Genomic DNA, 23,005 nt, shown 5'->3' with positions numbered 1-23,005 from the left:
GGGTCCCGCCATACCCCTGCCCGGTGGCGCCGCGAGCTCAGCCCAGCACCTCGCGGAAGAACTCCAGCTCCAGCGCCATCACCTTCTCCCGCGTCCCGCCCGGTGTCATGTGCGTGACCCCCGGCAGCGCCAGCAGACGGTGCGGGCGGCCCGCGTCGGTCAGGGCCCGGGACAGGCGCAGCGTGTGGGAGGGGTGCACGTTGTCGTCGGCGAGGCCCGTGGTGAGCAGCAGCGGCCGGGTCAGTTTCGGGGCGTCGGGGATCAGCGAGTCCCGCTCGTAGACCCCGGGGTCCTCCTGCGGCAGGCCGAGGTACCGCTCGGTGTACGCGGTGTCGTAGTGCCGGAAGTCCGTCGGCGCGGCCCCGGCCGACGCCGCGTGGAAGACGTCCGGGCGGCGCAGGACCGCCAGGGCGGACAGGTAGCCGCCGTAGGACCAGCCGCGCACCCCGACCCGGCCGAGGTCGAGGTCCGGGTGCCGGGCGCCGAGCGCGTGGAGCGCCGCGACCTGGTCCTCCAGGGTGACCTCGGAGAAGCCGCGGTACACGGCGTGCGTGAAGGCGGGCGAGACGTACGGGGTGCCGCGGTTGTCGACGGTCACCACCGCGAAGCCCTGGTCGGCCCACCACTGCTTGGCCTGCCAGCGGCGCGGCTCGGCGCTGACGTCCTGGTAGCCGGGGCCGCCGTACGCGTCGACCAGCACCGGCAGCCGCCGCCCGGGCACGTGGCCGCGGGGCAGTACCAGGGCGGTGGGGACCCCGTGCTCGGTGACCCGCTCCAGCACCGGCGCCACCCGGTACGGCAGCGGCTGCGACAGGTCGACGGGGGTGAACTCCCGCCCGTCGGGGGTGCGTACGGTCCGCCGGATCCCGTCGGCGGCGGCCCGGGTCAGCAGCAGCGTCCCGCCCGCGGCGAGCACGCTGTTGACCCCGGACCCGTCGGCGAGCGGGGTCACCCCGCCGGTCTCCGGGTCCAGCAGCAGCACCTGCTGCTCGGAGGGGTCGCGCAGGCCGGCCTCGACCAGCAGCCGACCCGCGTGGACGCCGGCCGCGCGCCGGACCTGGATCCCGTCCCCGGTGAGCGGGACGCCGTCGAGGGCGAGGGCGCGCGCGGTCCCGCCCGGGGTGTCGGCGGCGGTCAGCATCCGCCCGTCGGGCAGCCGCGCCGGGGTGCCGGGCACCATCGGGTCCACCCACCGCGGGTGTTCGGTGCGCGACAGCTCCCGGGTGCGGCCGGTGGCCGGGTCGGCGGAGAGCAGCAGGACGGTGCGCTGGAGGCGGTCCTGCACGGTCAGCAGGATCTCGCCGGCGGCTGCGTCGGCGGCGGCTGTGTCACGGATGACCGCGCCACCGGTGGCCCAGCCGGCGTCGGAGACGTACGGGTACTCCTCGGCGTCCCAGTCGATCCGGACCCGGGCGCCCGAGGGGCCGAGCACCCACAGCTGGACGTCCGCGTTGGGTCCGCCGGCCTCCGGGTACGCGAAGTCCTCGGCCGGGAGTTCGGGGTGGGCGGGGTCGGTGAAGTAGCGCCGGGGGAGGGCGGATTCGTCGACGCGGGCGGCGAGCAGGGCCAGCCCGTCGGGGGACCACCAGTGTCCGCGGGAGCGGCCGAGCTCCTCGGCGGCGGCGAACTCGGCCACGCCCCAGCGGGCCCCGTCGGCGGGGCTGATCCGTCCGCCCGGGGCGAGGTGGAGGGCGTCCCCGGTGACGTACGCGGTGCGGGAGCCGTCCGCGTCGGGGCGGGGGTCGAAGGCGGGGCCCGCGACCGGGACCTCCTCGGGCGGGCCGGCCGCACCGGCGGCGACCCGGTAGAGCCGCCCGTGGAGGGCGAAGACGGCGCTGCGCCCGTCGCCGGAGAGCGCGTACGAGCCGATCCCGGCGGCGACGAGCCGGATCCGCTCGCGCAGCCGGCGCTCGGCGACGGGGAGGACGCCGGGCACGGGTCCGGTACCGGCATCGGGCACGGGTCCGGACAGCGTGCCGGAACCTGGGCACAGCGCGCGGGGGTCGGCGAGCCGGGTCTCGGCTCCGGTGGCCGTATCGAGCACCCAGAGGCTGTCGAAGGCGTCGGTGGGACCGGTGGAGCGGAGGAACCAGAGCAGCCCGCCGTCGTCCCCGAAGGCGAACGCGCGCGGGGCGCCGTAGGTGAAGCGGGAGGTGTCGGCGGAGAGCCTGAGGAAGTCGTCCATTGCAGAAGTGTGACATGTGAAATATCACTGCTACTAGGCTGTTCGAGTGGTGACCCATGAGGTGCGGGCTTAGCGTCGACTAGGTGGACCCGAACGCACTGCCGAACAGCAACGGGACCGACGGCAAGGTCCGCGGGGGCGGGAACGGGCTCGCGCTGTTCGTGCTCGCCTCCTGCCAGCTCATGGTCGTTCTCGACATCACCATCGTGAACATCGCGCTGCCGCACATCCAGACGGACCTCGGCTTCTCCACCGAGAGCCTGTCCTGGGTCGTCAACGCCTACACCCTCACCTTCGGCGGACTGCTCCTGCTCGGCGGCCGGGCCGGCGACATACTCGGCCGGCGGCGCGTCTTCATCTTCGGCGTCCTGCTCTTCGGCCTGGCCTCGCTGCTGGGCGGCTTCGCCCAGAACTCCGGCCAGCTGATGGCCGCCCGGGCCCTCCAGGGCGTCGGCGGAGCCATCGCCTCGCCGACCGCGCTCGCGCTGATCACCACCACGTTCCGTGAAGGCCCGGAACGCACCCGGGCGTTCGGCGTGTTCGCCGGCGTATCGGCGGCCGGCGGCGCGATCGGGCTGCTCGCGGGCGGCATTCTCGTGGAGTGGCTCAACTGGCGCTGGGTACTGTTCGTCAACGTCCCCATAGCCGCGCTGATCGCCCTCGCGACCCCCCGGGTCATCCGCGAATCGAAACGCCACCCGGGCCACTTCGACGCAGCGGGGGCCCTGCTGTCCACGCTCGGCATGGTCGCGCTCGTCTACGGATTCATCCGCGCGTCCCAGGACGGCTGGACGGACGCGCTCACCCTGGGCTCCTTCGGGGCCGCCGCGGTCCTGCTGACCCTCTTCGTCCTGAACGAGCGGCGCTCGCCCCAGCCGATCACCCCGCTGCACATGTTCGCCGACCGCAACCGGGCCGGGACGTACGCGATCATGCTCTTCTTCGCCTGCGCGATCTTCGGCATGTTCTTCTTCCTGACCCTGTTCGTACAGAACGTGCTGGGCTTCAGCCCGATCCAGGCCGGGCTCGCCTTCCTCCCGGTCAGCGCGATGATCGCGGTCACGGCCGGACTCACCTCCCAACTCCTGCCGAAGTACGGGCCGAAGCCGTTCATGGTCACCGGCTCGGTGCTCTCGGCGTCCGGCCTGGCGTGGCTCACGCAGACCGACGTCCACTCGACGTACCTGGGCAGCATCCTCGGCCCGATGCTGCTGTTCAGCGCGGGCATGGGCATGCAGTTCGTCTCCCTGACGCTGATGGCGCTGTCCAACGTGCCGGACCGGGAGTCCGGCGCGGCCTCCGGACTGCTGAACACCATGCAGCAGGTGGGCGGTTCGCTGGGCCTGTCCATCCTGGTCACGGTGTTCGGCACCGCCAGCCGCAACGAGGCCAAGGAACAGGCGGGTTCCTTCCTGAGCACGGCGACCCCGGAGCAGAAGGCGTACTTCGTGCGGACGCGGGAGTTCCCGAAACCGTGGAGCGACCAGGTCCTCACCTCGGGCGTGAGCGCGGCCTTCGTGGCGGCGGCGGTCTTCACCCTGGCCACGGCGCTGATCGCACTGCTCGTCATCCAGGTCAGGCCCTCGGACCTCGAACGCCTCAAGGGCACCCACACCCCGACCGCGGTCTAGGGGCGCCGGGCCAGTACGTGGGCGTCGAGGAAGCCCCGTTCGGAGGCCGGGTCGTGGAGCAGCCGGGCGAACGGGTCGAGCCCGGCGCCGGCCAGCAGGCCGGCGAACCGGTCCACCGGCCAGCTGTAGGCGGGGGTCACCCTGTGGTCGAAGCGGACCGGCTCCGGTGCGTCGGCCGCGAAGAACGAGACCAGGAGCAGGCCCCCCGGCGCCAGGACCCGCACCTGTTCGGCGAGGAGCGCGGGCAGTTCCCCGGGCGGCGTGTGGATCATCGAGTAGTGGGCCAGTACGCCGCCGAGCGCGCCGTCCCCGACCGGCAGGTCCTCCATCCGCGCCTCGTCGAACCGCAGTGCCGGATGGGCCCGGCGGGCGTGGCCGACCATGGCCGGGGAAAGGTCGAGCCCGAAGGCGTCCAGTCCCAGGCCGTCCAGTACGGCCGTCATGTGTCCGGGCCCGCACCCGACGTCGGCCGCCCGGGGGTTCCCCGTCGCGCGCACCAGCTCGGCGAACGTGCCGACCATGGCCCGCGTGAACGGCCGCGTCTCCAGCCGGTCGGCGAACAGCGACGCGTACAGCTCGACGACCCCGTCGTAGGCCGCCCTGGTCTCGTCCTGGTGCTCCGCCACGGGAGGGAGGCTACCAGCCGGCCGGACGCCGGATCCGGCAGCGGACAGGGCCCTCGGTCCGCAGGGTGATTCCGGCGCTGACCGGGATCTCGGTGTCCACGGCCTCGAACGCGTGGTCCCGCAGGATCATCGCCAGCGCGATCACCGACTCCAGCATGGAGAAGTGCTGCCCGATGCAGGCGCGCGGCCCGCCGCCGAAGGGGAACCACGCGTAGCGGTGCCGCCCGGCCTCGGCCTCCGGGGTGAAGCGGTCGGGGTCGAAACGGTCCGGGTCCGGCCAGTGGTCCGGGTGGCGGTGCGTCACCCACGGCGCCAGTATCACGTCGGCGCCCGCCGGAACGGTGTGGCCGCCGATCTCGGTGGCCGCCACCGCCTTGCGGCCGATGACCGGGGCGGCCGGGTAGAGCCGCATGGCCTCCTTGAGTACCTGCGTGACGTACGGCAGGCGGTCCAGGTCGGCGGCCCCGGGCGTACGGTCGCCCAGCACCCGGGAGATCTCCTCGCGGGCCCGGTCCTGCGCGGCCGGATGGCGGGCCAGTAGGTGCAGGGCGAAGGCGAGGGAGGTGGCGGTCGTCTCGTGCCCCGCGAGCAGGAAGATCAGGACCTGGTCGCGCAGCTCGGCGGCGTCGAACCCCCCGCCGGAGTCCCCGCCGGTCACCGGGTTGTCGGCGGCCGCGAGCAGCGTCAGCAGGTCCTCCCCACCGGGACCGTCCGAGGGGGCGGCGCGCCGCTCGCCGATGATCCTGTCGCAGACCGCGTACAACTCGTCCAACGCCGCCGCCGCCCGCCTGTTGGAGGGGGTGGGCCAGGTGCGCGGGATGGTGGCGGGGGAGTAGCCGCGGCGCAGCACGTAGTCGGTGATGACGGGGAAGCACCGGTTGACGACCTCGACGGTGGCGTCCGCGTCGGTACCGAAGAGGATGCGGGAGACCGCGCGCAGCGCGAGGTGCGTCATCTCCTCGCAGACGTCGACGACTCCGTCGCGGGCCTCCTGCCAGGAGTCGAGGATGGCGCGGGTCTCGGCGGCGACGGCGTCGGCGTAACCGTCCACCCGGCGGCGGGTGAACAGCGGCTGCACCAGCCGCCGCTGGCGCACGTAGTCCTCGTCCTGGCTGGTCAGCAGCCCGTTGCCGAAGGAGTCCCGTAGCTCCTGGTAGAAGGGATTGTCCTTGCGGAAGTTGGCCGACTCCGAGGCGAGGACCTGCTGCGCGCCCTCGGGGGAGAAGACGCAGTACAGCTGCGCGCGCAGGCCGGGTGGCCCCGCCGCGATCCGTACGACGTCGCCGTGCCGGTGCCGGGCCCGCAGATAGGTGCCGAGCGAGTCCGCCTTCAGGTCGAGCAGCGACCCGAGGAGCGGGACCCCCGCCAGCCCCGGCACCGCCGTACCCGCATCCGTGTTCGTCCCCAGTGCCATGGCCGCCCCCTCGTCCCGTACCGACGGCCCGATTCTGCCGAACGGTCCGGCGCGTGGCGAGGATCCGGGCCCCATCCGGCCGGAAAACGCCGCCCACCGGCCTACGGAGGGCCGCCGCCGGAGGCGGGGCACGGGGCCACGGGTGCGGGAACCTGAGTGAGCAGTCCATCGGCCCCGGCATCGCCATCGCGGGACGAGCGAGCCCCGTCAGAGAGGCGAAGAGCGCGCACAGCAGCAGCGCTCCGGACCACGCCCGTGGATCAAGGCTTAGGGATCCTTGTGGATGCTGCATAGCGGGACGCGTGTGGATCTGTGGATAGTTCCGCCCCGTTTCCTGCGATGGTGTGATGTTCGTGCCGGTTTGGGGTGGCGGGTGCGGCCGGGGTCGTAGGTTCTCTCGTCATGGAACTTCTTCGGTTGGCGGTGGCTGCGCGGCGGGTGGGTGTGCACCCTGGCACGTTGCGGCTGTGGGCGAACGAGGGCAGGGTTCCGGTGGTGTGGGTGGGACGTGAACGGCGCTTTTCCCGCGAGGCGTTGGACGTTCTGACCGGCTGCCCGGATGTGGCCGGGCGTCGTGAGGCGCTGTACGTGCGGGTTTCGGGCACCAGTGGGCAGGAGTCGTCGCTGGCCGCGCAGGAGGCCGAGTTGCGGGCATCCGCTTCGGGGCCGGTGGTCGTGGTCTTCAAGGACCGTGCTTCGGGGCTGCGGGAGTCACGGCCGGGGCTTGACCGGCTGTTGAAGCGGGCCGCGAAGGGTGAGTTCACCCATGTGCGGGTCACTCACGGCGACCGGCTGGCCCGCTTCGGCGGGGGCTGGTTGATCCAGGTTCTGGCCCATCACCGCGTCACGGTCGAGGTGTTGCATGCCAAGGGGGCGGCCGGGGGGATGGAGGAGCTGCTGGACGATTTCATGTCACTGGTGGCCACCTTCGCCGGTCGCATGTACGGGATGCGCTCACGCGAGGCGCGTCGGCGGCTTCTGGCCGAAGCCGGGGGCCGCGTGGAACATCCTGCCCCTGCCCCTGCCCCTGCCCCCGGAGCCGGAGCCGGAGCCGGAGCCGGAGTTGCGGGTGAAGATCGTGGCTAGGTTGATGGCAACGGCGACCTGTACCGCTTTCCACGGCGTCCTGGAGGGCACGGGCGAGTGGGTCGGGCAGCGGGCTTTGCTGGAACGGGTGGGGTTTCTGGCCCAGTTGAGCCGGGAGCTGACCGGTGTTCTGGTGGCCGCCCGGTGGGACGAGGACTCCCTGGACGTGCTGAGTGCCGGTCTCGACGAGCGGGGCGAAGGCCTGCCGTCAAAGGGCTGGATGGCGATGCGCCGCCTGAACTGGCCGCAGACTCTCACGCCCCCGGCAGGGGTGTATGTCCCGGACCGGGTGCGCCGGGGGGCTGAGGAGTACGCGGCGCGCACCCTGCGCCTGGCCCTGCACCGGCGCAGCATCGTGGCCGCCGTCCTCGCCGCCTGGCCCGCCGATCCGAGCCGGCGCACCGATGCGGAGTGGACGGCGCTGCGTGCGCTGTTGCCCGCCCAGGTGAGCGGGGCCGAAATCCGCAACCGTACCCGGCAGATCCGCAGATTCATGGCCGGGCATGGGCGCCTGCCCGCGGGGCTGTGCGCGGTGGAGGGCCCGCCGCAGGTGGCCCCACAGGTGTTGCTGGCGGCGATGGACCGCCAGCAGGTCACCCTGGCCCGGGTGGATGCGGCCACCGCCCGGCTGCGGGTCAGGCTCCCCCTGCGTGCCGCCCCTGCCACGGGCCGTGACTGGGCCTGGCACGTGATCGACATCCGGCTGCCCGGCACGATCGCGCCGGATGCGCTGCTGCACACTCCGACCCTGCGCCCCACCCCCAGCGGGAGGATCGCCGTCGACCTGCCGCACTCCCGGCCCGCCCCGGCCACCAGGGCGAGCGGGCACCAGGTGGCGCTCGGCTTCGACTGGGGCGTCAACACCCTGCTCACCGGCGTCCTGGGCCGCCTGACCGGACGCGGCCCCACCCGCCGGGTGGTCACCGACGGCCGTCCCCTGATCTTCGACGCCACGGTGATCAGCGCCGCGCTGCACCGGCTGCGCGGCGTGCGCGAGCACCTCGCCGTCAAGCGTGAGCGCTGCCAGGCCCTCGCGGACGGGCTCGGCTCCCCGCACCTGGCCTGGGGCGAACACCTCGACCGGGCCCAGATGCTGGAAGCCGGGCACCGGCGGGTGTGTGCCCGGATCCGACGGCTGAATACCGCGCTGGCCTGGGCGGCCGCCCGCTGGGCGGTCGACCAGGCGGTAGCGCTCGGCGCGAGCGTCATCTACCTCGAAGACCTCGCCACCCTGGAAGCACGTGGCCATCGCAAGGCAAACGCCCGCCTGTCCGGACAGGTGCGCGGCACGGTGGCTGAGGCGACTGCGCCACCTGGCCGCGAAGGCCCAGATCGCGGTGGTCACCGTCCCGGCCCGGGGCACCTCCAAGCTGTGCCCCGGCTGCCTCGGCAACCTCACTCACCACCCGGCCCCCGACCGGCTGGCCGAGCGGGGCTGGAAGTGGGCGCACTGCGCGGGCTGCCACCTGTCGATGGACCGGGATCACGCCGCCGCCCGCCGGATCATCTCCCGCGGCCTGCTCGCCCAGGCCCACACCACCACCGAACGCGCCACCGGCGCCCGGAGTATCCGCACCACCGTGGAGGGCACGGTGGCTTTGGTCCGCCGCCCGAAGAAAGCCACCCGCCACCTGCGCCGACTGCGCCGCGCGGAGACGGCCCCGCCCCGGCCGCGCGGGCCCAAGGCCACCCCGGGCAAGGGGCACCCCACCCCCAGCAGGCCGAGCGGCACCCGGCACCGAGGTGCCCGGCGCGGCGACGGACAGCCAGCCCCGGGCTCACACACTTCCCGCCGTATGCCCGATGTGCGTACGGTCCCCGCCACCGCCCCCGCCTCGGGAGCAGTCCAGCGTCCGGCGGGGCATGACACCACGACACCAGCCGTATTCGGGCCGGTGCCAGGTCATGGAGTACCCGCACCCCACCGGATCGAAGAAGACCCTCTTCGATCCGGCCGGATGCGGCTCTCACACAGAACCTGCCGACGACGCACCCGCGCCGCCGAGCGGACCGGCTTCCACCACCTGCACGCCACCGAGGTCCACCCCCTCACCCCGAGGTTCGGACCACCGGACGGCGACCGCAGACGGCCACGCCGCGCCCGAAAAGCCTGGAACCCACAGGCACACACAGAGTTCTAGAGACGCTTTCGTCCGCGCGCGGACAGGCCTTTCATCAGGCGGGTGGCGCCGGCCGCGTAAGCGATGCCGAAGAGGAGGGAGGAGAGGAACGCCAGGTGCCGGGAGAATCCGTCGATGAGCGGGAAGATCTGCCAGTGGGTCAGGTAGATGTAGAGGGAGCTGCTTGCGAGCAGGCCGGCCAGTTGGTTGAGGCGCTCGCGGCTGGGGAGGCTGGGTACCCAGACCAGCAGCGCGAATCCGGCGACGATGATCGCCTCGCGTCCGGGGTCGCCGGGGAAGAAGCCCGGCACGGTGGCCAGGGCCGCGGCGGTGACCAGGAGGCGCTGTCGCACGGTGGTGGCCTTCGCCGCCGCCCAGCCGAGCACGAACAGCCAGAAGACGGTGATTGCGTCGGGGATGTGCTCGCGGTCCGGCAGGCCGACGAGGTCGTAGCGGGTGAGGAGTCCCAGGCCGGCGAGTGTGAGGGGCAGGGCGTACGGGAAGCGGCGTTCCCACCGGTCTACCGCGGGCAGGCCCAGGAGGCCGACGGCGCCGATCAGGATGTAGACGAGAGCCTCGATGAACCAGAAGTGCATACCGGTCTTGAGGTCGTCGGGGCCGAGGACGCTGTCGAGCAGGAAGAGATTGGCGAGCGTGTAGTCGTCGTTGAGGAGCAGGATCAGGCCGATCCAGGCCATGCTCGGCAGCGCGACGCGGGCGACGCTGGTCCAGCCCCGGCGTACGCGTACGCGACGTTCGGCAGTGGTGAGGTGGAAGCGGGCGAAGTTGTATCCGGCGACCGCGAGCAGGATGTGCGCCCCGCCCTTGATGCCGAACACGTGGACGTGCGAGCCGACGACGCAGAAGATCGCCAGGGCGCGGAGCGCGACGCTCGTCTCCAGGCTCCGCCTGCGGGAGGTGTCCGCATGCTCGGGCTGCCTGAGATCCCGGATCGGTGTCGTGTGCCAGCCGGGCGGCAGGTGACCGAGCCGCTCTTCGAGCTGGATCGACATCTCGACGTACGAGAGCGAATCGCCGCCCAGGCTGACGAAGGAGCTGTCATCCGTCACGTCCGAGCGGTCGAGGACCCGCGAGTAGAGCAGGCGCAGGCTTTCGGGGTCGCCGTTCGGCGTGACCGCGGGGCCGGTGGTGGGGCCGGCGGCCTGACGGGTCAGTTCGCGCACCGCCCGGTAGTCGGGCTTGCCCGTGGGGAGGCGGGGGAGGGCGGTCAGGATGCTGACGTGGACGGCGCGGGCCGGCAGACCGCAGTCGCGGGCCACGCGCCTGGCTATCCGGCGGGCATCGGAGTCGTGGCTGCCGACGGCCGCGACCCGCAGTGCTTCGTCGTCGCCGGTGCACAGGGCGCTGACCCCGTGCCGGGCGAGCATCGCCTCGACCTGCCCGGGGTCGATGCGCAGGCCGAGGATCTTCGCGAAACGGGTGCGCCGTCCGACGATCTCGTACAGCCCCTCGGGGGTGCCGCGGGCGATGTCGCCGGTGTGGAGTTCGTGCACGGTCCGGCCCAGCGCGAGGTCGTCGGGGGCATGCGCGTAGCCGAGCATGACATTGGGTCCCGAGTAGACCAGTTCGCCGGTGTCCTCGTCGGGGCTGTCGGGTAGCGGCTGAAGGCGGAAGGAGCCGCCGGGGATCGGGATTCCCGCCGCCTCGGGGTGGGTTTCCGCGAGGTGCGGCGGCAGGTAGGCCATGCGGGCCGTCGCCTCGGTCTGGCCGTACATCACGAAGAGCTTCCAGCCGGCGGCGCGGCCGAGTGCGGCGTACCGGCGGACCCGGTCGGGCGCCAGGCGGCCGCCCGCCTGGGTGACGTAGCGCAGGTGGGGCAGTTCCATGGCGGCGAAACCGACCCGGTCGAGCAGGTCGAAGGTGTACGGAACCCCGGCGAGGGCTGTCCCCCGGCCGGCCTTGAAAAGCTCCCAGAAGCAGGTGTCGGCCACCGACAGGTCGGTCAGGATCAGCCCGGCGCCGCGCAGGAGGTGGCTGTGCACGACGGACAGGCCGTAGCAGTAGTGCAGGGGCAGGGTGGTCGCGGCGCGGTCGGTGTCCCGGATGTCCAGGTACTGCGCGATGGACTCGGCGTTGGTCTGGAGGTTCTCGTGCGACAGCCGGACGAGCTTCGGCGATCCGGTCGAGCCCGAGGTGCTCAGCAGCAGGGCGAGTTCCGGGTGCAGCTCGTGCGCCGAGACTTTGCGCCGCTCGTCGAGCAGCATCTCCCCGCCCTCGGGACGGGCCACGACGTCCGGGTCGTACGCGTCGATCAGGGACTGGACGGCTTCGGGGTGGTCGCCCGGCACCAGGAGGACGGGGTGCCCGGCCGCGAGGGCGGCAAGGTGGACGACGAGGGCGTCGACGGTGTTGGAACCGACCAGCAGGACCAGACGGCGTTCCCTGCCGAGGCGGCGGGCCGTCGCGTGCACGCGCACGGCCAACTCGGCATAGCTGACCGGGCCGTCGGCCGTGATGACGGCGGTCCGGTCGCCGTGGGCGGCGAGGCCTAGGGCGAACGGGACCGACGTGGTGCCTGGGAGGTGGTCGGGAAGGACTGTCACGAGCGCATCTTAGGAAAGCCTTACCTCGCCCGATAGTCACAGGAAAGTCACAGATGACTCACGGAAGATCGACAGGAAAACAAGCGGTAGGCTCGGCTCCGCCGATGCGCGGGCGCGGTCGCATTGTTGCGTGCGTCACCCTTGACCTTTAGGTTAGCTTTACCTTAGTTATGGGGCGTTCCCCGGTTTCTCCGCTGCCCTTGCAGGAAGGCTTCCCATGCGACGCCCCTTGGTCCGACGCTTGACCGCTCTCTTCGCGGCGGCACTTCTTCTCCCCGCCGTCGCAGGCTGCGGCGTCGACGAGGACGACGCAGGGCTCGTCATCTACTCGGGCCGCAACGAGAAGCTGGTCAAGCCGCTCCTCGACGAGCTGGAGAAGGCCGTCGGCACCACGGTCGCCGTCCGCTACGGCGAGAGCGCTGAACTCGCCGCCCAGATCCAGGAAGAAGGCGGCAAGACCAAGGCCGGACTGTTCTTCTCCCAGGACGCCGGCGCCCTCGGGGCCCTGTCCACCAAGGGCCTGCTGGAGAAGCTTCCGCAGGCGTCCCTCGACAAGGTGGACCCCGGCTTCCGCGGCGGCGCGGGTGACTGGGTGGGCACCTCCGGGCGGGTCCGCGTCCTCGCCTACCACCCCGGACAGGTCGCCAAGGTGCCGGACACCGTCCACGACCTGGTCAAGCCGGAGTGGAAGGGCAAGATCGGCTACGTCCCGACGAACGCCTCCTTCCAGGCCTTCGTCACCGGCATGCGCGTCCTGGAGGGCGACGACGCAACCCGCACCTGGCTGAAGGGGCTGAAGGCCAACGAGCCGAAGGTGTACGACAACAACCTCAAGGTGCTGGAGGCGGTCGGCAAGGGCGAGGTCTCGCTCGGACTGGTCAACCACTACTACTGGTACGAGCAGGTCGCCGAGAAGGGCGAGGGCAAGGTCAAGGCGAAGATCCACTTCCTCCCCGGCGGTGACGCGGGCGGTCTCGTCAACACCGCCGGTGTCGCCATCGTCAAGGGAAGCGACCAGGCCCCGGTCGCCCAGAAGGCCGTCGACTTCCTGCTCTCGGAGAAGGCGCAGAAGTACTTCGCCGAGGACACCAAGGAGTACCCGCTCGCCTCGGGCGTGACCAGCACGGTCAAGGGCCTTCCGCCGCTGGCCACCCTGGACGCCCCGAAGATCGACCTCGGGAAGCTGGAATCGCTTCAGGAGACCCTGAAGATGCTCCAGGAAGCCGGGATGGTCTGACCCGTCATGCCCTCCACGGATCCCGTCACGCCGACGGATCCCGCCACCGCCCACCGCCCGGCCGGCGCCACCACGCCGACCGGGCGGCGGCGTGCCGGGCGCCGTCCGCCTGCCGTCCTGCTGATTCCCGCGGCCGTCGCCGCCGTGTTCGCCCTGCTCCCGCTCGGCTACCTCGCCGTCCGCTCCCTGGAGCGCGGCCCGGCCTTCGCCTGGGAGGTCATCGACGACGAGCGCACCGCCCAACTACTCGGCCGCAGCCTCGCACTGGCCGCCGTGGTCGTCTCGGCCTGCCTGGTTCTGGGCGTCTCGCTGGCCTGGCTGACCGTACGGACCGACCTGCCCGGCGCCCGCGCCTGGTCGGTGCTGGTGACCCTGCCGCTGGCCGTGCCGAGCTACGTCGCCGCGTTCGCCTGGCTGTCCGCCTTCCCGGAACTGGCCGGCTTCACCGGGTCCGCCCTCGCGCTGACCCTGGTGAGCTTCCCGTACGTGTACCTCCCCGTCACCGCCGCGCTCCGGGGCACCGATCCGGCGCAGGAGGAGGTCGCCCGCTCGCTCGGCCACGGGCCGCTGAAGACCTTCCTGCGGGTGACGCTGCCGCAGTTGCGGCCCGCGGCCGCCGGCGGGGCGGTGCTCGTCGCGCTGTACGTGTTCTCCGACTTCGGCGCCGTGTCGCTGATGCGGTACGACACCTTCACCCGCGGCATCTACACCTCCTACCGGGCCAGCTTCGACCGCACTCCGGCTGCCGCGCTCAGCGTCGTCCTCGTGGTGATGACGATCCTGCTGGTCGCAGCCGAGGCGCGGACCCGGGGCCGGGCCGGCCACGCCAGGACAGGCGGCGGCACCGCGCGCCCCGCCGTCCCCGCCCGGCTGGGCCGCTGGCGGGCGCCCGCGCTGGCCTGGTGCGCGGCGGTCACCGGCGTCGCCGTCCTCACCCCGCTGGCGACGCTCGGGTACTGGCTCGCCGTCGGCAACTCCGCGACCTGGGACCCGGCAACGCTCCTCGACACCGCCGCCACCACCCTCGGCGTCGCCGCAGCGGGAGCCGCGCTCACCAGCCTGCTCGCCCTGCCGGTCGGCGTGATCGCCGCCCGCTACCGCGGCCGGACCGCCCGGCTGCTGGAGCAGTCGGCCTACGCCGGCCACGCCCTTCCGGGCATCACCGTGGCCCTGTCCCTGGTCTTCTTCGCGGTCCGCTACGCCGAACCGGTCTACCAGGAACTCCCGCTGCTGGTCTGCGCGTACGCCGTGCTCTTCCTGCCCGTCGCCGTCGCGGGGACCCGCGCGGCCGTCCTCCAGTCCCCGCCCGTCCTGGAGGACGTCGCCCGCTCCCTCGGCCGCTCCCCGCTGCGCGTGCTGCGCGAGGTGACCGTGCCGCTGGCCGCGCCCGGGGTCGGTGCCGGAGCCGCGCTCACCTTCGTCGTGTGCATGAAGGAACTGCCCGCCACCCTCCTGCTGCGCCCCACCGGGATGGACACCCTGGCCACCCGCCTGTGGACGGAAACCGGCACCGGAGCCTTCGCCGCCGCGGCGCCCTACGCCGCGGCGCTGATCCTGCTGGCCGCCATCCCGTCCTACTTCCTCGGAAGGCACCGCACATGACCGACCTGCAGATCGCCGGACTGGCCAAGGCGTACGGCCCCGGTGCGGCGCCGGTCCTCGACGGCCTCGACCTCACCGTCCCCGGCGGCGCACTGACCGCTGTCCTCGGCCCCTCGGGCTGCGGCAAGACCACGCTGCTGCGCATCATCGCGGGCTTCCTGCGCGCCGACGCGGGCACCATCACCCTCGACGGACGCACACTCAGCGGCCCCGGAGTCCACCTTCCGCCCGAACGCCGCCGCATCGGCATCGTGCCCCAGGAAGGCGCGCTCTTCCCGCACCTGAGCGTGGCCCGCAACGTCGCCTTCGGCCTGACCGGCCTCGACCGGGCCGCCCGGCGGCGGCGTACGGAGGAGATGCTCGAACTCGTCGGCCTGGCCGGCTACGGCGACCGGATGCCGCACGAGCTGTCCGGCGGCCAGCAGCAGCGCATCGCCCTGGCCCGGGCCCTGGCACCGGAACCCGCCCTGGTCCTCCTCGACGAGCCGTTCAACGCCCTCGACGCCGCCCTGCGCACCGGCGTACGGGCCGACGTACGCGCGGCCCTGCGCGCCACTGGAGCCACCGCCCTGCTGGTGACCCACGACCAGCAGGAAGCCCTCTCCACCGCTGACCTCGTCGCCGTCGTCCGGGACGGCCGCGTGGCCCAGTGCGACACACCGCACGAGGTGTACAGCCGTCCCGCCGACCCCTGGGTCGCCGCCTTCGTCGGTGACGCGGTACTCGTCAGCGGCACTGCGGACCAGGACATGGCGGCCACCGCGCTGGGCCGCATCCCACTGACGGACCCGCCCGGCCGGCTCCGCGAGGGCGTGGTGCTGCTGCGGCCCGAGCAGCTTCGACTGACCGCTCCGGATGCGGCCGAAGCCAGCGGCACGGTGACCGACGTCCGCTTCTACGGCCACGACGCCATGGTCACCGTCGCCGTGGACGGCATCGACGAGCCCATCGATGTCCGAGTCCCCAGCCCAACAGCCGCCCGTCCCGGCGAGCGCACGGGCATCGAAGTGATGGGGGAGGCGACCCTGCACTCCGCCGCCGTGTGATTCCGGACGTGCTCCCCGCCGCCGTCGGCAGGCGGGAGGATCCGGATCATGCACGGCCCCGCCACGACGGACGACGAGTGCGAGTTCTCCACCGGCACGCCCGAGCCCCCGAGGCCGTCGCCGCGCGGTGAGAACGGATCCGATCCTGACGTGCTGCTTCCGGAGGGGCTGCGGCCGGTTACTGGTGCCCACGGTCGCCTTGTCGGTGACCGTGCCGCCGCCCGGGGCGACGAACCTCGCCGTGCGGTACCCGTCCTGCCCGAGGGGGCGCGGCCGGTCGTGTACGGCCTCGGCCGCTTTGACGATGCGCCGCGGCGGCTTCTGCCGGTCGGATACTCGATGATCGTGCCGTGGCGCTGGTGCGCTGCTGTCAACGGTGTCTTGAGGCTGTGAGGGAAAGTGGTGGGGGACATGAAGGACATGCAAGGTCCGGTCGTGCCGGAAGTGGTGGACAGTCCGGCTCTGCGGGCACACCCCACCAGGGGCCTGGCGGGATGGCTGCTGCGTCATCGGGTGCAGCCGGTGGGGCCGGCGGCCGGCGAAGGGCATGCCGAGCCGCACGCCTGGTGGAAAGTGATGTGCCTGACCGGGGTCGACTACTTCTCCAGTCTGGCCTACGTACCGGCGATCGCCGCGCTGGCGGCCGGTGCGGTCTCCCCGTTGGCGACGCTGCTGATCGTGGCGCTGACCTTGCTGGGGATGCTGCCGATGTACAGGCGGGTGGCGAAGGAGAGCCCGCACGGCGCCGGTTCGGTGGCGATGCTGGAAGACCTGCTGCCGTTCTGGTGGGGCAAGCTGTTCGTGTTGATCCTGCTCGGGTTCGTTGCCACGTCCTGGATCATCACCATCACCCTGTCCACCGCCGACGCGTCCGTGCACGTCGTGGAGAACCCCTTCTTCCCTGCGGTGCTCCACGGCCACGAGGTCGCCCTCACCGTCGCGCTGCTGCTGGTGCTCGGCGGCGTGTTCCTGCTCGGGTTCAGCGAGGCGGTCAGCGTGGCCATCCCCTTGGTCGCCGTCTTCCTCGCCCTGAACGCGGTCGTCATCGGCATCGGCCTGACCCACGTCTTCACCACGCCGGGCACCTGGTCGACGTGGACCGATGCCCTCGCCGCGGGCGGAGGCGGCTTCGGCGATCTGGTGGGCCCCGCGCTGCTCGCCTTCCCGCTGCTGGTGCTGGGCCTGTCGGGCTTCGAGACCGGCGTGAGCATGATGCCGCTCGTCGCCGCCGACGGGGCGGATGCGGAGCAGCGGCTGCGCGCGCGGATCCGCAACACCCGCAGGCTGCTGACCACCGCCGCTCTCATCATGAGCGTGTACCTGCTGTCCGCGAGTTTCGTCACCACCCTTCTCATCCCGCACGAGCTGTTCGAGCCGGGCGGCGCCGCGAACGGCCGTGCCCTGGCATGGCTTGCCCACGAACATGTCGGAGAGGTGTTCGGCACCGTCTACGACATCAGCACCATCCTGATCCTGTGGTTCGCCGGCGCCTCCGCCATGGCGGGACTGGTCAACATCGTCCCCCGCTACCTGCCCGACTACGGCATGGCCCCCGAGTGGGGACGCGCCGTACGCCCCGTCGTGATCGTCTACACGGCCCTGTGCATCGCCATCACGATCGCCTTTGACGCCGACGTCGACGAGCAGGCCGGCGCCTACGCCACCGGCATCCTCGCCATGATGGTCTCCGGCGCCTTCGCCGTCACCGTCTCCGTCGCCCGCCACCGCCGGCGCGCGACGACCATCGGCTTCGCCCTGCTCACCGCGGTCCTGCTCTACGCCCTGGTCGCCAACATCATTGACAAGCCCGACGGCATCGTCATCTCCGCCTTCTTCATCGCCGGGATCATGATCGTGTCGCTGATCTCCCGGGTCTCACGCACCACCGAACTGCGCGCCGACCGCATCGTCTTCGACAGCGACGCCCGCCGGTTCATCAAGGACACCCTCGCCCACGACAACGCCATCAACATCATCGCCAACCGCCGCCAGGCCGGCGACGTCGCCGAGTACAGCGACAAGGAACGCGAGCAGCGCGGCGTCAACCCGGTGCCCGGCCCGGCCGACGTGCTGTTCCTCGAGATCGACGTCGTCGACCCGTCCGACTTCAGCGACACCCTCACCATCCATGGCGTCGACGTGGACGGCCACCGGATCCTGCGCGCAGCCGCACCGGCCGCTCCCAACGCCATCGCCGCCATCCTGCTGGCCCTGCGCGACGCCACCGGCGTCCAGCCGCACTGCTACTTCGCCTGGGCCGAAGGCAGCCCGCTGGTCCACATGGTCCGCTACTTCCTCCTGGGACGCGGAGACACCGCACCGGTCACCCGCGAGATCATCCGCAAACACGAACCCGACCCAGACCGCCGCCCCGGCATCCACGTCGGTGGCTGACCCCGACCACGCCAGCCGGGCAGACCACCGGCAACACGCCGGACACGCCGTCCGCAGAGGCGGATCTCGCCCGTCGCGCCACCCGCATCGTGCCTAGACTCCCGTGCGTGAGCCTCCACGACGAGGGGGCGCCGCACGCCCTCCGCACGGGGACATGCTGACCACTGACGGGACTACAGAGAATGAAAGCCCTTCGGGAATGGGGAATGCGGCCCAGGATCATCAGCCTGACGATCGGGGCCGCTGTCCTCGTCACGGCAGGTGTCCTCGCTGAGTGGTGGTGGCTGATCGGCATCGGCGTATGGATGCTCATCGCCGCCTTCCTCCTCGAAATGATCTACCGGCCCTGAACTCCGGCGCCAGCTGACCTGTCCGGCAGCGGCGCAGGGCCGAGGCCGACGTGCCGGTAGGGGAGGTCCGTCCCCCGGCGACGGAGGTCATGCGTGCCGGGGCCGCTGGAGGGTGAGGCGGTTTCCGGGTTCCGCACGGCTCCATGCGGTGTCAGAGCCAGTCGCGTCGCTTGTTCCTATTCTCTGTCAGAGGGAGGGGACGGGTGGCCCGCGCTGCGGTCAGCGTGGGCCACCGGGCGGCCTGCTGCGGGGAGAAGCCGGCGATGCGCTGGGGGCCGTTGCCGCGGTCTCGAGCGCGGTGGCCGGCTTCGTCACGATGGAAGACCTCCTTGAGGAACTCGTCCGCGCCGCCCGCGACGGCGACTCCTGATCCCACTCGCGAGAAGGCCGGCACGTCTACCGCGTGTCGGCCTTCTTCCAGCGCCGCACCAGGGCTCAGGGGCCTTGAGGCAGTTGCTACCACCACGGCCGCCTCGCACACTGCGACGAGCGCGCCGAAGACGGGCATCGAGACCCGCGGGCTGAAATAGATGGTGGACGGCCGCCTCGAACGCTCGATCAGCCTCCGGTCTTCCATGGTCTGACCGCCGAGTCCGCTGACGAGTTGGCGCATGTCGCCGACGACAGGCGTTTCCGGAACGCGTGCCTGGGTGGATTGCAGTGGTCCACCCAACGCGGCGCCGCGAGGTCAGCAGCCGCCGCAGTTGTAGAAGGTCACGTCCCAGTGGTTGCCTTCGTCGGCGTAGACGTTGCCGGCGCCGGACTTCCACTGCGGGGCGCCGTCGCCGCGCACGCCGATGTAGGTGAACGTGTTCTTGATGTAGTTGCCGACGCACGTGTACTTGCTGAAGTCGAGCTTGTAGCCGTTCCAGTGTGAGTAGGTGCCGCCGGCGTGCCCCGTCTCGGTGCCGCCGGTGATGTTCAGGGCGCAGCCGCTGGCGCTCTTGAGGGTCTGGGCGCCTTGTGCGGTGGCGAGGTTGAGCTGCTCGAAGGACGTACAGGTCGGGTTGTTGCGGTCGGAGCAGCCGCCGGACGAGGACCAGGTGATCCCGGAGCTGTTGAACTTCGAGGTGGCGGTGGCGTGGCTGATCTTGCTGACTGCGTGGGCGTCGGTGGCGCCACCAAGGACGCCGACGCCGGGGGCGAAGAGCGCGCCGAGGACCAAGGCGAGAGCGGTGAGGACGGAGCGGAGTTTCATCGGGCGTGCCTCCTGCTGGGGACCGTGACGGTGGGACGGCAGTGCAGGTGGATCCGGGTGTGCTGCGAGCAAGGAGATGGTGCCCTAGGTCTACGCGCGTCCGCCAGAGGGAGGACGCACCGTCTTGGCGGACTCAGGCACAGATCTCGAACCGCCGACTATTGCGTCCGCACCATCCCGGGCCGGCGCCGCTCGACGCGCGTACGTGGCGCAAACAGGAGGAATCTGCGCGCGGAGAAATAGACATGCGCCCATAACGGGCGACATCCGTACCGAGGGGTACTCGCCGGTGCCCCCGCCCTGCTGGAAGTAGCGCGCTTCCTCAACTCACCGCCCCCCACGCAGAACGTGAGGCTGATCGCTGTGCTCTGGTGAAGAATCGCGCTGTCCATCTCCACCGCGCTCGTGGCCGTCGCGGCCCTCGGCGCCGCCCAGCCGGCCTGCGCCGCCGGCCACCGCTACGTGGCCTCGGTGGCTCGTACTCCTCTCACCCGCGGGTGCTGGGCCCGGGAGCCCACCATCGTGGCCCGGCGTTCCCCCGGCCGTGTGCAGGACTCGCGGATGCTTCACGAGGACTGCGGGTGCCGGCGACGGCCCACCACGGGCGGGCCCGGCCGGATGTCCTGCGCCCCGGCTAGGGGTGCGGCTGGATCAGGGCCCCGTTCGGGGGGTCATGGACTGCCCCTGGGTGGGCAGCAGCGTCGTGGGGGCATTCATGAACCCGTCTCCCCGCACCGGCGGGCTCCAGCCGGTGCGGCCGTACGAAATGAAGGGCTGTCACGTGTCGCAGGTCGAAGAGTCCATCGAGGTCGATGTTCCGGTCCGCACCGTCTACAACCAGTGGACGCAGTTCGAGACGTTCCCGCAGTTCATGGAGGGGGTGGAGAAGATCACCCAGGTCAACGACACCCTCACCCACTGGAAGGCCAAGGTGGGCGGTGTCGAGCGGGAGTTCGACGCTGAGATCACCGAGCAGATTCCTGACGAGCGCGTCGCCTGGACGACCGTCGGCGGAGAGGCCAAGCAGGCCGGTGTGGTCACCTTCCACCGCCTGGCCGAGAACAAGACCAAGGTCATGCTCCAGCTGGACTACGACCCCGAGGGCTTCGCCGAGAACCTCGGCGACAAGCTCGGCTTCGTCAAGCGTCAGGTCACTGGCGACCTCAAGCGGTTCAAGGACTACATCGAGTCCCGCGGCGCCGAATCCGGCTCCTGGCGCGGCGAAGTCTGACCCCGCGGGGAAGGAACGTCCTCTCGGGGAAGTCGGGCCTTCCGCCTAGTGTTCGCTGCGGCCTGGCCTGGCCAGGCCTGTGCCTGCCGGATACCGGTACCCACCCCGCCGTAGCTGGTGCGTCGACTGGTACCGATTCAGACCAGGGCCCGACCGGATCCGCACCCTCGGACCGGCCGGGCCCTGCCCGCCCCCGACGCGACGCCGGAAGTCGGCAGTGCGGTCCGGGGTTGCCTCGGCGTACAGCGGTTGCTGTAGTCGGCCCGCAGGGGCTACATGTCTCCCTGCAGTGCGTCGGCGCGTTCGTACTGCGCGAGGGCTTGTCCGAGGCCGAACCAGGTCGCCGGCCATGTGGCGACGAAGATCCCCCACCTGTCGGCCCGGTCGATACCCGCCGGTTCCACCTTCATCGACGTCAGCCACGAGGCGACGGACAAACCGATGGTCAGGCAGGCGATGGTGTTGGCGTGCTCACTCCGCAGGCCCTTGTCGTGCAGCATTTTGACGATCATGGCGCTCCTCGGGATGCGACGGCAGAGCTTCCACCGTCGCCCACATGCCCCTCTCACGCATCCGGAGGACAGGCCCCGCTCCTACCTGCCCGCTCCGGATGCGCTGGTGCGAAGGCGCCGGGATCGCTCGTCGGACTACCGGCCGGCTTCGGCTGCCTCGACGGCGGCCCTGATGCCGTCCAGCGCCTCCTCGAGGCCGTCGATGACCTGTTCGCCCTCGATGCGCTCGGTGTGCAGTTCCACGGAGAGCCGGGAGTGGTCCTCGTCTTCACCGGCGGCCACATGCAGCCGGCCGCGGTAGTCATGCGGCCCGGGCGCTCCCCATTCCAGTGACTTGCCGTTCTCCAGCACCCGGATCCATGCCTCGCTCTTGACGTCCCGCTCCGGCTCGCCCGGCGGTTCGATGTGGGCGGTGACGGTGACCCGGTCGCCGTCGTGCGGCTTCGCGGAGGTCAGCCGCGGCATGTAGGCGGGAAGGTTCTGCACATCGGCGAGGTAGCTGAACAGCACCGTCGGAGAAGCCGCCACGCTGATCGAAGCGTCGTAGTCACCCATGGACATCCCGTTCCCTCTCACCCCGACAGACGAAACAGGCCAAGTCCGCATCAAGAGGACAGCGGATATGGCCATCAGCCCCGCTCCCGGCCTGGTTCTCCGGGCCTGCCGGCCTGGCCCTTCTGCCGGGCGAAGCGGCGAAGACCACCCGTCTGGTGGAGCCCGGCCGTGCTGGGTGACTCCTGTGAGCGTTGGAGCGTCCGGGGCGGGACGACGACGGTCCTGCCGCCGGGCTGGGTGGCAGGACCGTCACACGGGTACCGGCCCGGGATGGACGGGCAGGCGGGCACGTGTCGTCGCTGTCAACGCGTGCGGCGGCCGTGCGTCACGCTGGTTGGGCCGTTCAGGTGTGCCGGCGGGCTGCTGGGGCCGTCCTGGTCGCTGGTGCTGTCGTCGTGAGACCGCCACGAGACCTGCCGAGCAGGGCTTCCTTCAGGCGGAGCCTGTGTCCGCGCCGGACGCGCCGGCGCTCGGCCTGTCCGTTCTGTTCCTCCGGTCCGCCCCTCTTTGCCGGGCTGTTTCCTGGTCCTGCGCGGCTTCTTCCAGGGCCTCCATGAGGTGCTTGCTGACGCGGAGCCCTGCGGCGTCGTGGTGGGCGCGGACCGCGGTGGAGTCCACGCTGACCAGCGACAAGTCCGTTTGCGTTCGGACTCAGCCTTGAAGTCTTCGACTTCGGCGGGGGAGTCGTCCACGTCCAGCGGCAGGTCAAGATGGTGCACGCGAGGCTGTGCTTCGCGCTGCCCAAGGGCCGCAAGGTCCGGGACGTGGCGCTGACCTCCAGCCTGGCGCAGGCAGGCAGCCAGACGGTACGCGGACACGTGTGCACCAGTGCCAGTCACCATGGCCTGGGACGACCCGAGGCCCCCGCAGACGGCGGTGGAGGTCAAGCACCGTCGGCCGGGACGTACGGCCTGCTCGTGACCGGAGGTGAGCGCAAGGCGGTCAACCGGAACTACTTCAACTCCTACGTGTGGAAGCCGGCTCTGACCAAGGCCGGCGTGATCGGAGGCATGGAGCAACGTGCGGATGGCAAGCGTGTCTGGGAGCCCTCCCGGGAGCACGGCTTCCACGCGCTGCGCCATTTCTGCGCCTCCGAGCGGCTGGAGGCCAGTCAGTCGGTTGTCTCCCTCGCCCAGTGGCTGGGGCACTCCGACCCCGGCTTCACCCTGAGGGAGTACGCGCACTTCCTGCCCCGTGCGGGCGCCCGCGGCACCGCCGCCATCGACGCCGTGTTCGGGTAGCCGGGAGGGGGTC

General features: G+C 71.6%; 19 protein-coding genes and 1 pseudogene. 11 read left to right on the top strand and 9 right to left on the bottom strand.

What is annotated here, in order from left to right; genetic code table 11:
* Window positions 1-37 precede the first annotated feature (37 nt).
* Window positions 38-2,185 carry a S9 family peptidase gene (locus tag OTB16_RS30035; RefSeq protein WP_267724221.1) on the bottom strand — a complete coding sequence of 716 codons (2,148 nt, stop codon included), beginning with the start codon at window positions 2,183-2,185 and terminating at the stop codon, window positions 38-40.
* 98 nt (window positions 2,186-2,283) lie between these two features.
* Between OTB16_RS30035 and OTB16_RS30030 the strand changes: the two genes are divergently transcribed.
* Window positions 2,284-3,816, top strand: a complete 1,533-nt coding sequence (locus tag OTB16_RS30030; protein WP_324290899.1) for an MFS transporter — start codon at window positions 2,284-2,286, stop codon at window positions 3,814-3,816.
* On the opposite strand, the gene OTB16_RS30025 is transcribed toward OTB16_RS30030, so the two are convergent.
* Entirely contained in the window at window positions 3,813-4,442 is a 630-nt protein-coding gene (locus OTB16_RS30025; RefSeq protein ID WP_267724217.1) for a class I SAM-dependent methyltransferase, read from the bottom strand. The two genes, OTB16_RS30030 and OTB16_RS30025, sit on opposite strands and share 4 nt — an antisense overlap.
* A 10-nt stretch (window positions 4,443-4,452) precedes the next feature.
* Entirely contained in the window at window positions 4,453-5,856 is a 1,404-nt protein-coding gene (locus tag OTB16_RS30020; RefSeq protein ID WP_267724215.1) for a cytochrome P450, read from the bottom strand.
* A 402-nt stretch (window positions 5,857-6,258) separates the two neighbouring features.
* On the opposite strand from OTB16_RS30020, the gene OTB16_RS30015 reads away from it, so the two are divergent.
* Together OTB16_RS30015 and OTB16_RS39700 are read left to right on the top strand one after the other, a co-directional pair.
* A complete protein-coding gene (locus tag OTB16_RS30015) occupies window positions 6,259-6,942 on the top strand; it encodes an IS607 family transposase (protein ID WP_267724213.1) in 684 nt (227 codons plus the stop codon).
* A 1,241-nt stretch (window positions 6,943-8,183) separates the two neighbouring features.
* A complete protein-coding gene (locus tag OTB16_RS39700) occupies window positions 8,184-9,083 on the top strand; it encodes a zinc ribbon domain-containing protein (RefSeq protein WP_420717826.1) in 900 nt (299 codons plus the stop codon).
* Here OTB16_RS39700 and OTB16_RS30005 read toward each other — a convergent pair.
* On the bottom strand, window positions 9,080-11,626 hold the full coding sequence (locus OTB16_RS30005; RefSeq protein WP_267724209.1) for an AMP-binding protein: 2,547 nt from the start codon (window positions 11,624-11,626) through the stop codon (window positions 9,080-9,082). The two genes, OTB16_RS39700 and OTB16_RS30005, sit on opposite strands and share 4 nt — an antisense overlap.
* Before the next feature lie 241 nt (window positions 11,627-11,867).
* On the opposite strand from OTB16_RS30005, the gene OTB16_RS30000 reads away from it, so the two are divergent.
* The 6 genes from OTB16_RS30000 to OTB16_RS29975 all read left to right on the top strand — a co-directional run bounded on the left by OTB16_RS30000 (window position 11,868) and on the right by OTB16_RS29975 (window position 18,255).
* On the top strand, window positions 11,868-12,863 hold the full coding sequence (locus OTB16_RS30000) for an iron ABC transporter substrate-binding protein (RefSeq protein ID WP_267724207.1): 996 nt from the start codon (window positions 11,868-11,870) through the stop codon (window positions 12,861-12,863).
* 6 nt (window positions 12,864-12,869) lie between these two features.
* Window positions 12,870-14,465 (top strand): ABC transporter permease, encoded by a 1,596-nt coding sequence (locus tag OTB16_RS29995; RefSeq protein WP_267724205.1) that lies wholly within the window; start codon window positions 12,870-12,872, stop codon window positions 14,463-14,465.
* Entirely contained in the window at window positions 14,462-15,511 is a 1,050-nt protein-coding gene (locus tag OTB16_RS29990) for an ABC transporter ATP-binding protein (RefSeq protein WP_267724204.1), read from the top strand. Before OTB16_RS29995 ends, OTB16_RS29990 begins: the two co-directional genes overlap by 4 nt.
* A gap of 48 nt (window positions 15,512-15,559) precedes the next feature.
* Complete coding sequence (locus tag OTB16_RS29985; protein ID WP_267724202.1) at window positions 15,560-15,904, top strand: hypothetical protein; 345 nt, start codon at window positions 15,560-15,562, stop codon at window positions 15,902-15,904.
* A 27-nt stretch (window positions 15,905-15,931) separates the two neighbouring features.
* Complete coding sequence (locus OTB16_RS29980) at window positions 15,932-17,905, top strand: APC family permease (RefSeq protein WP_420717828.1); 1,974 nt, start codon at window positions 15,932-15,934, stop codon at window positions 17,903-17,905.
* Between the two features lie 206 nt (window positions 17,906-18,111).
* Window positions 18,112-18,255, top strand: coding sequence for a hypothetical protein (locus tag OTB16_RS29975; RefSeq protein ID WP_267724199.1), 144 nt, complete (start codon window positions 18,112-18,114; stop codon window positions 18,253-18,255).
* Window positions 18,256-18,406: 151 nt separating this feature from the next.
* Here the strand turns inward: OTB16_RS29975 and OTB16_RS29970 are convergent, their stop codons facing one another.
* Both OTB16_RS29970 and OTB16_RS29965 read right to left on the bottom strand, forming a co-directional pair.
* Entirely contained in the window at window positions 18,407-18,868 is a 462-nt protein-coding gene (locus tag OTB16_RS29970; RefSeq protein ID WP_267724197.1) for a hypothetical protein, read from the bottom strand.
* Window positions 18,869-18,943: 75 nt separating this feature from the next.
* On the bottom strand, window positions 18,944-19,453 hold the full coding sequence (locus OTB16_RS29965) for a hypothetical protein (RefSeq protein WP_267724195.1): 510 nt from the start codon (window positions 19,451-19,453) through the stop codon (window positions 18,944-18,946).
* Window positions 19,454-20,234: 781 nt separating this feature from the next.
* Here OTB16_RS29965 and OTB16_RS29960 point away from each other — a divergent pair.
* Entirely contained in the window at window positions 20,235-20,684 is a 450-nt protein-coding gene (locus OTB16_RS29960; RefSeq protein ID WP_267724355.1) for an SRPBCC family protein, read from the top strand.
* Window positions 20,685-20,956: 272 nt separating this feature from the next.
* Here OTB16_RS29960 and OTB16_RS29955 read toward each other — a convergent pair whose 3' ends face one another.
* From OTB16_RS29955 to OTB16_RS39695, 3 genes and pseudogenes are all read right to left on the bottom strand, one after another.
* A complete protein-coding gene (locus OTB16_RS29955) occupies window positions 20,957-21,196 on the bottom strand; it encodes a hypothetical protein (RefSeq protein ID WP_267724193.1) in 240 nt (79 codons plus the stop codon).
* A gap of 135 nt (window positions 21,197-21,331) precedes the next feature.
* The gene (locus OTB16_RS29950) at window positions 21,332-21,751 is read right to left on the bottom strand and encodes an SRPBCC family protein (RefSeq protein WP_267724191.1); all 420 of its coding nucleotides are present in this window, start codon (window positions 21,749-21,751) and stop codon (window positions 21,332-21,334) included.
* Window positions 21,752-22,142: 391 nt separating this feature from the next.
* Window positions 22,143-22,393, bottom strand: a pseudogene (locus OTB16_RS39695) (hypothetical protein); the annotation flags it as partial.
* A gap of 68 nt (window positions 22,394-22,461) precedes the next feature.
* Between OTB16_RS39695 and OTB16_RS29945 the strand changes: the two are divergent.
* Window positions 22,462-22,992 (top strand): site-specific integrase, encoded by a 531-nt coding sequence (locus OTB16_RS29945; RefSeq protein WP_267724189.1) that lies wholly within the window; start codon window positions 22,462-22,464, stop codon window positions 22,990-22,992.
* Window positions 22,993-23,005 lie beyond the last annotated feature (13 nt).

The sequence above is a fragment of the Streptomyces antarcticus genome, assembly GCF_026627255.1.
Taxonomy (GTDB): Bacteria; Actinomycetota; Actinomycetes; order Streptomycetales; family Streptomycetaceae; genus Streptomyces; species Streptomyces antarcticus.
Note: the sequence above shows the minus strand (reverse complement) of the source record. Positions and strands in the feature narration are given on the sequence as shown.

Coding starts and splice junctions, on each gene's coding strand:
- OTB16_RS30035 (WP_267724221.1), bottom strand. CDS start 2,185: ATGGACGACTTCCTCAGGCTCTCCGCCGACACCTCCCGCTTCACCTAC.
- OTB16_RS30020 (WP_267724215.1), bottom strand. CDS start 5,856: ATGGCACTGGGGACGAACACGGATGCGGGTACGGCGGTGCCGGGGCTG.
- OTB16_RS30015 (WP_267724213.1), top strand. CDS start 6,259: ATGGAACTTCTTCGGTTGGCGGTGGCTGCGCGGCGGGTGGGTGTGCAC.
- OTB16_RS29995 (WP_267724205.1), top strand. CDS start 12,870: ATGCCCTCCACGGATCCCGTCACGCCGACGGATCCCGCCACCGCCCAC.
- OTB16_RS29990 (WP_267724204.1), top strand. CDS start 14,462: ATGACCGACCTGCAGATCGCCGGACTGGCCAAGGCGTACGGCCCCGGT.
- OTB16_RS29985 (WP_267724202.1), top strand. CDS start 15,560: ATGCACGGCCCCGCCACGACGGACGACGAGTGCGAGTTCTCCACCGGC.
- OTB16_RS29980 (WP_420717828.1), top strand. CDS start 15,932: ATGCAAGGTCCGGTCGTGCCGGAAGTGGTGGACAGTCCGGCTCTGCGG.
- OTB16_RS29975 (WP_267724199.1), top strand. CDS start 18,112: ATGCGGCCCAGGATCATCAGCCTGACGATCGGGGCCGCTGTCCTCGTC.
- OTB16_RS29970 (WP_267724197.1), bottom strand. CDS start 18,868: ATGCGCCAACTCGTCAGCGGACTCGGCGGTCAGACCATGGAAGACCGG.
- OTB16_RS29965 (WP_267724195.1), bottom strand. CDS start 19,453: ATGAAACTCCGCTCCGTCCTCACCGCTCTCGCCTTGGTCCTCGGCGCG.
- OTB16_RS29955 (WP_267724193.1), bottom strand. CDS start 21,196: ATGATCGTCAAAATGCTGCACGACAAGGGCCTGCGGAGTGAGCACGCC.
- OTB16_RS29950 (WP_267724191.1), bottom strand. CDS start 21,751: ATGGGTGACTACGACGCTTCGATCAGCGTGGCGGCTTCTCCGACGGTG.
- OTB16_RS29945 (WP_267724189.1), top strand. CDS start 22,462: ATGGTGCACGCGAGGCTGTGCTTCGCGCTGCCCAAGGGCCGCAAGGTC.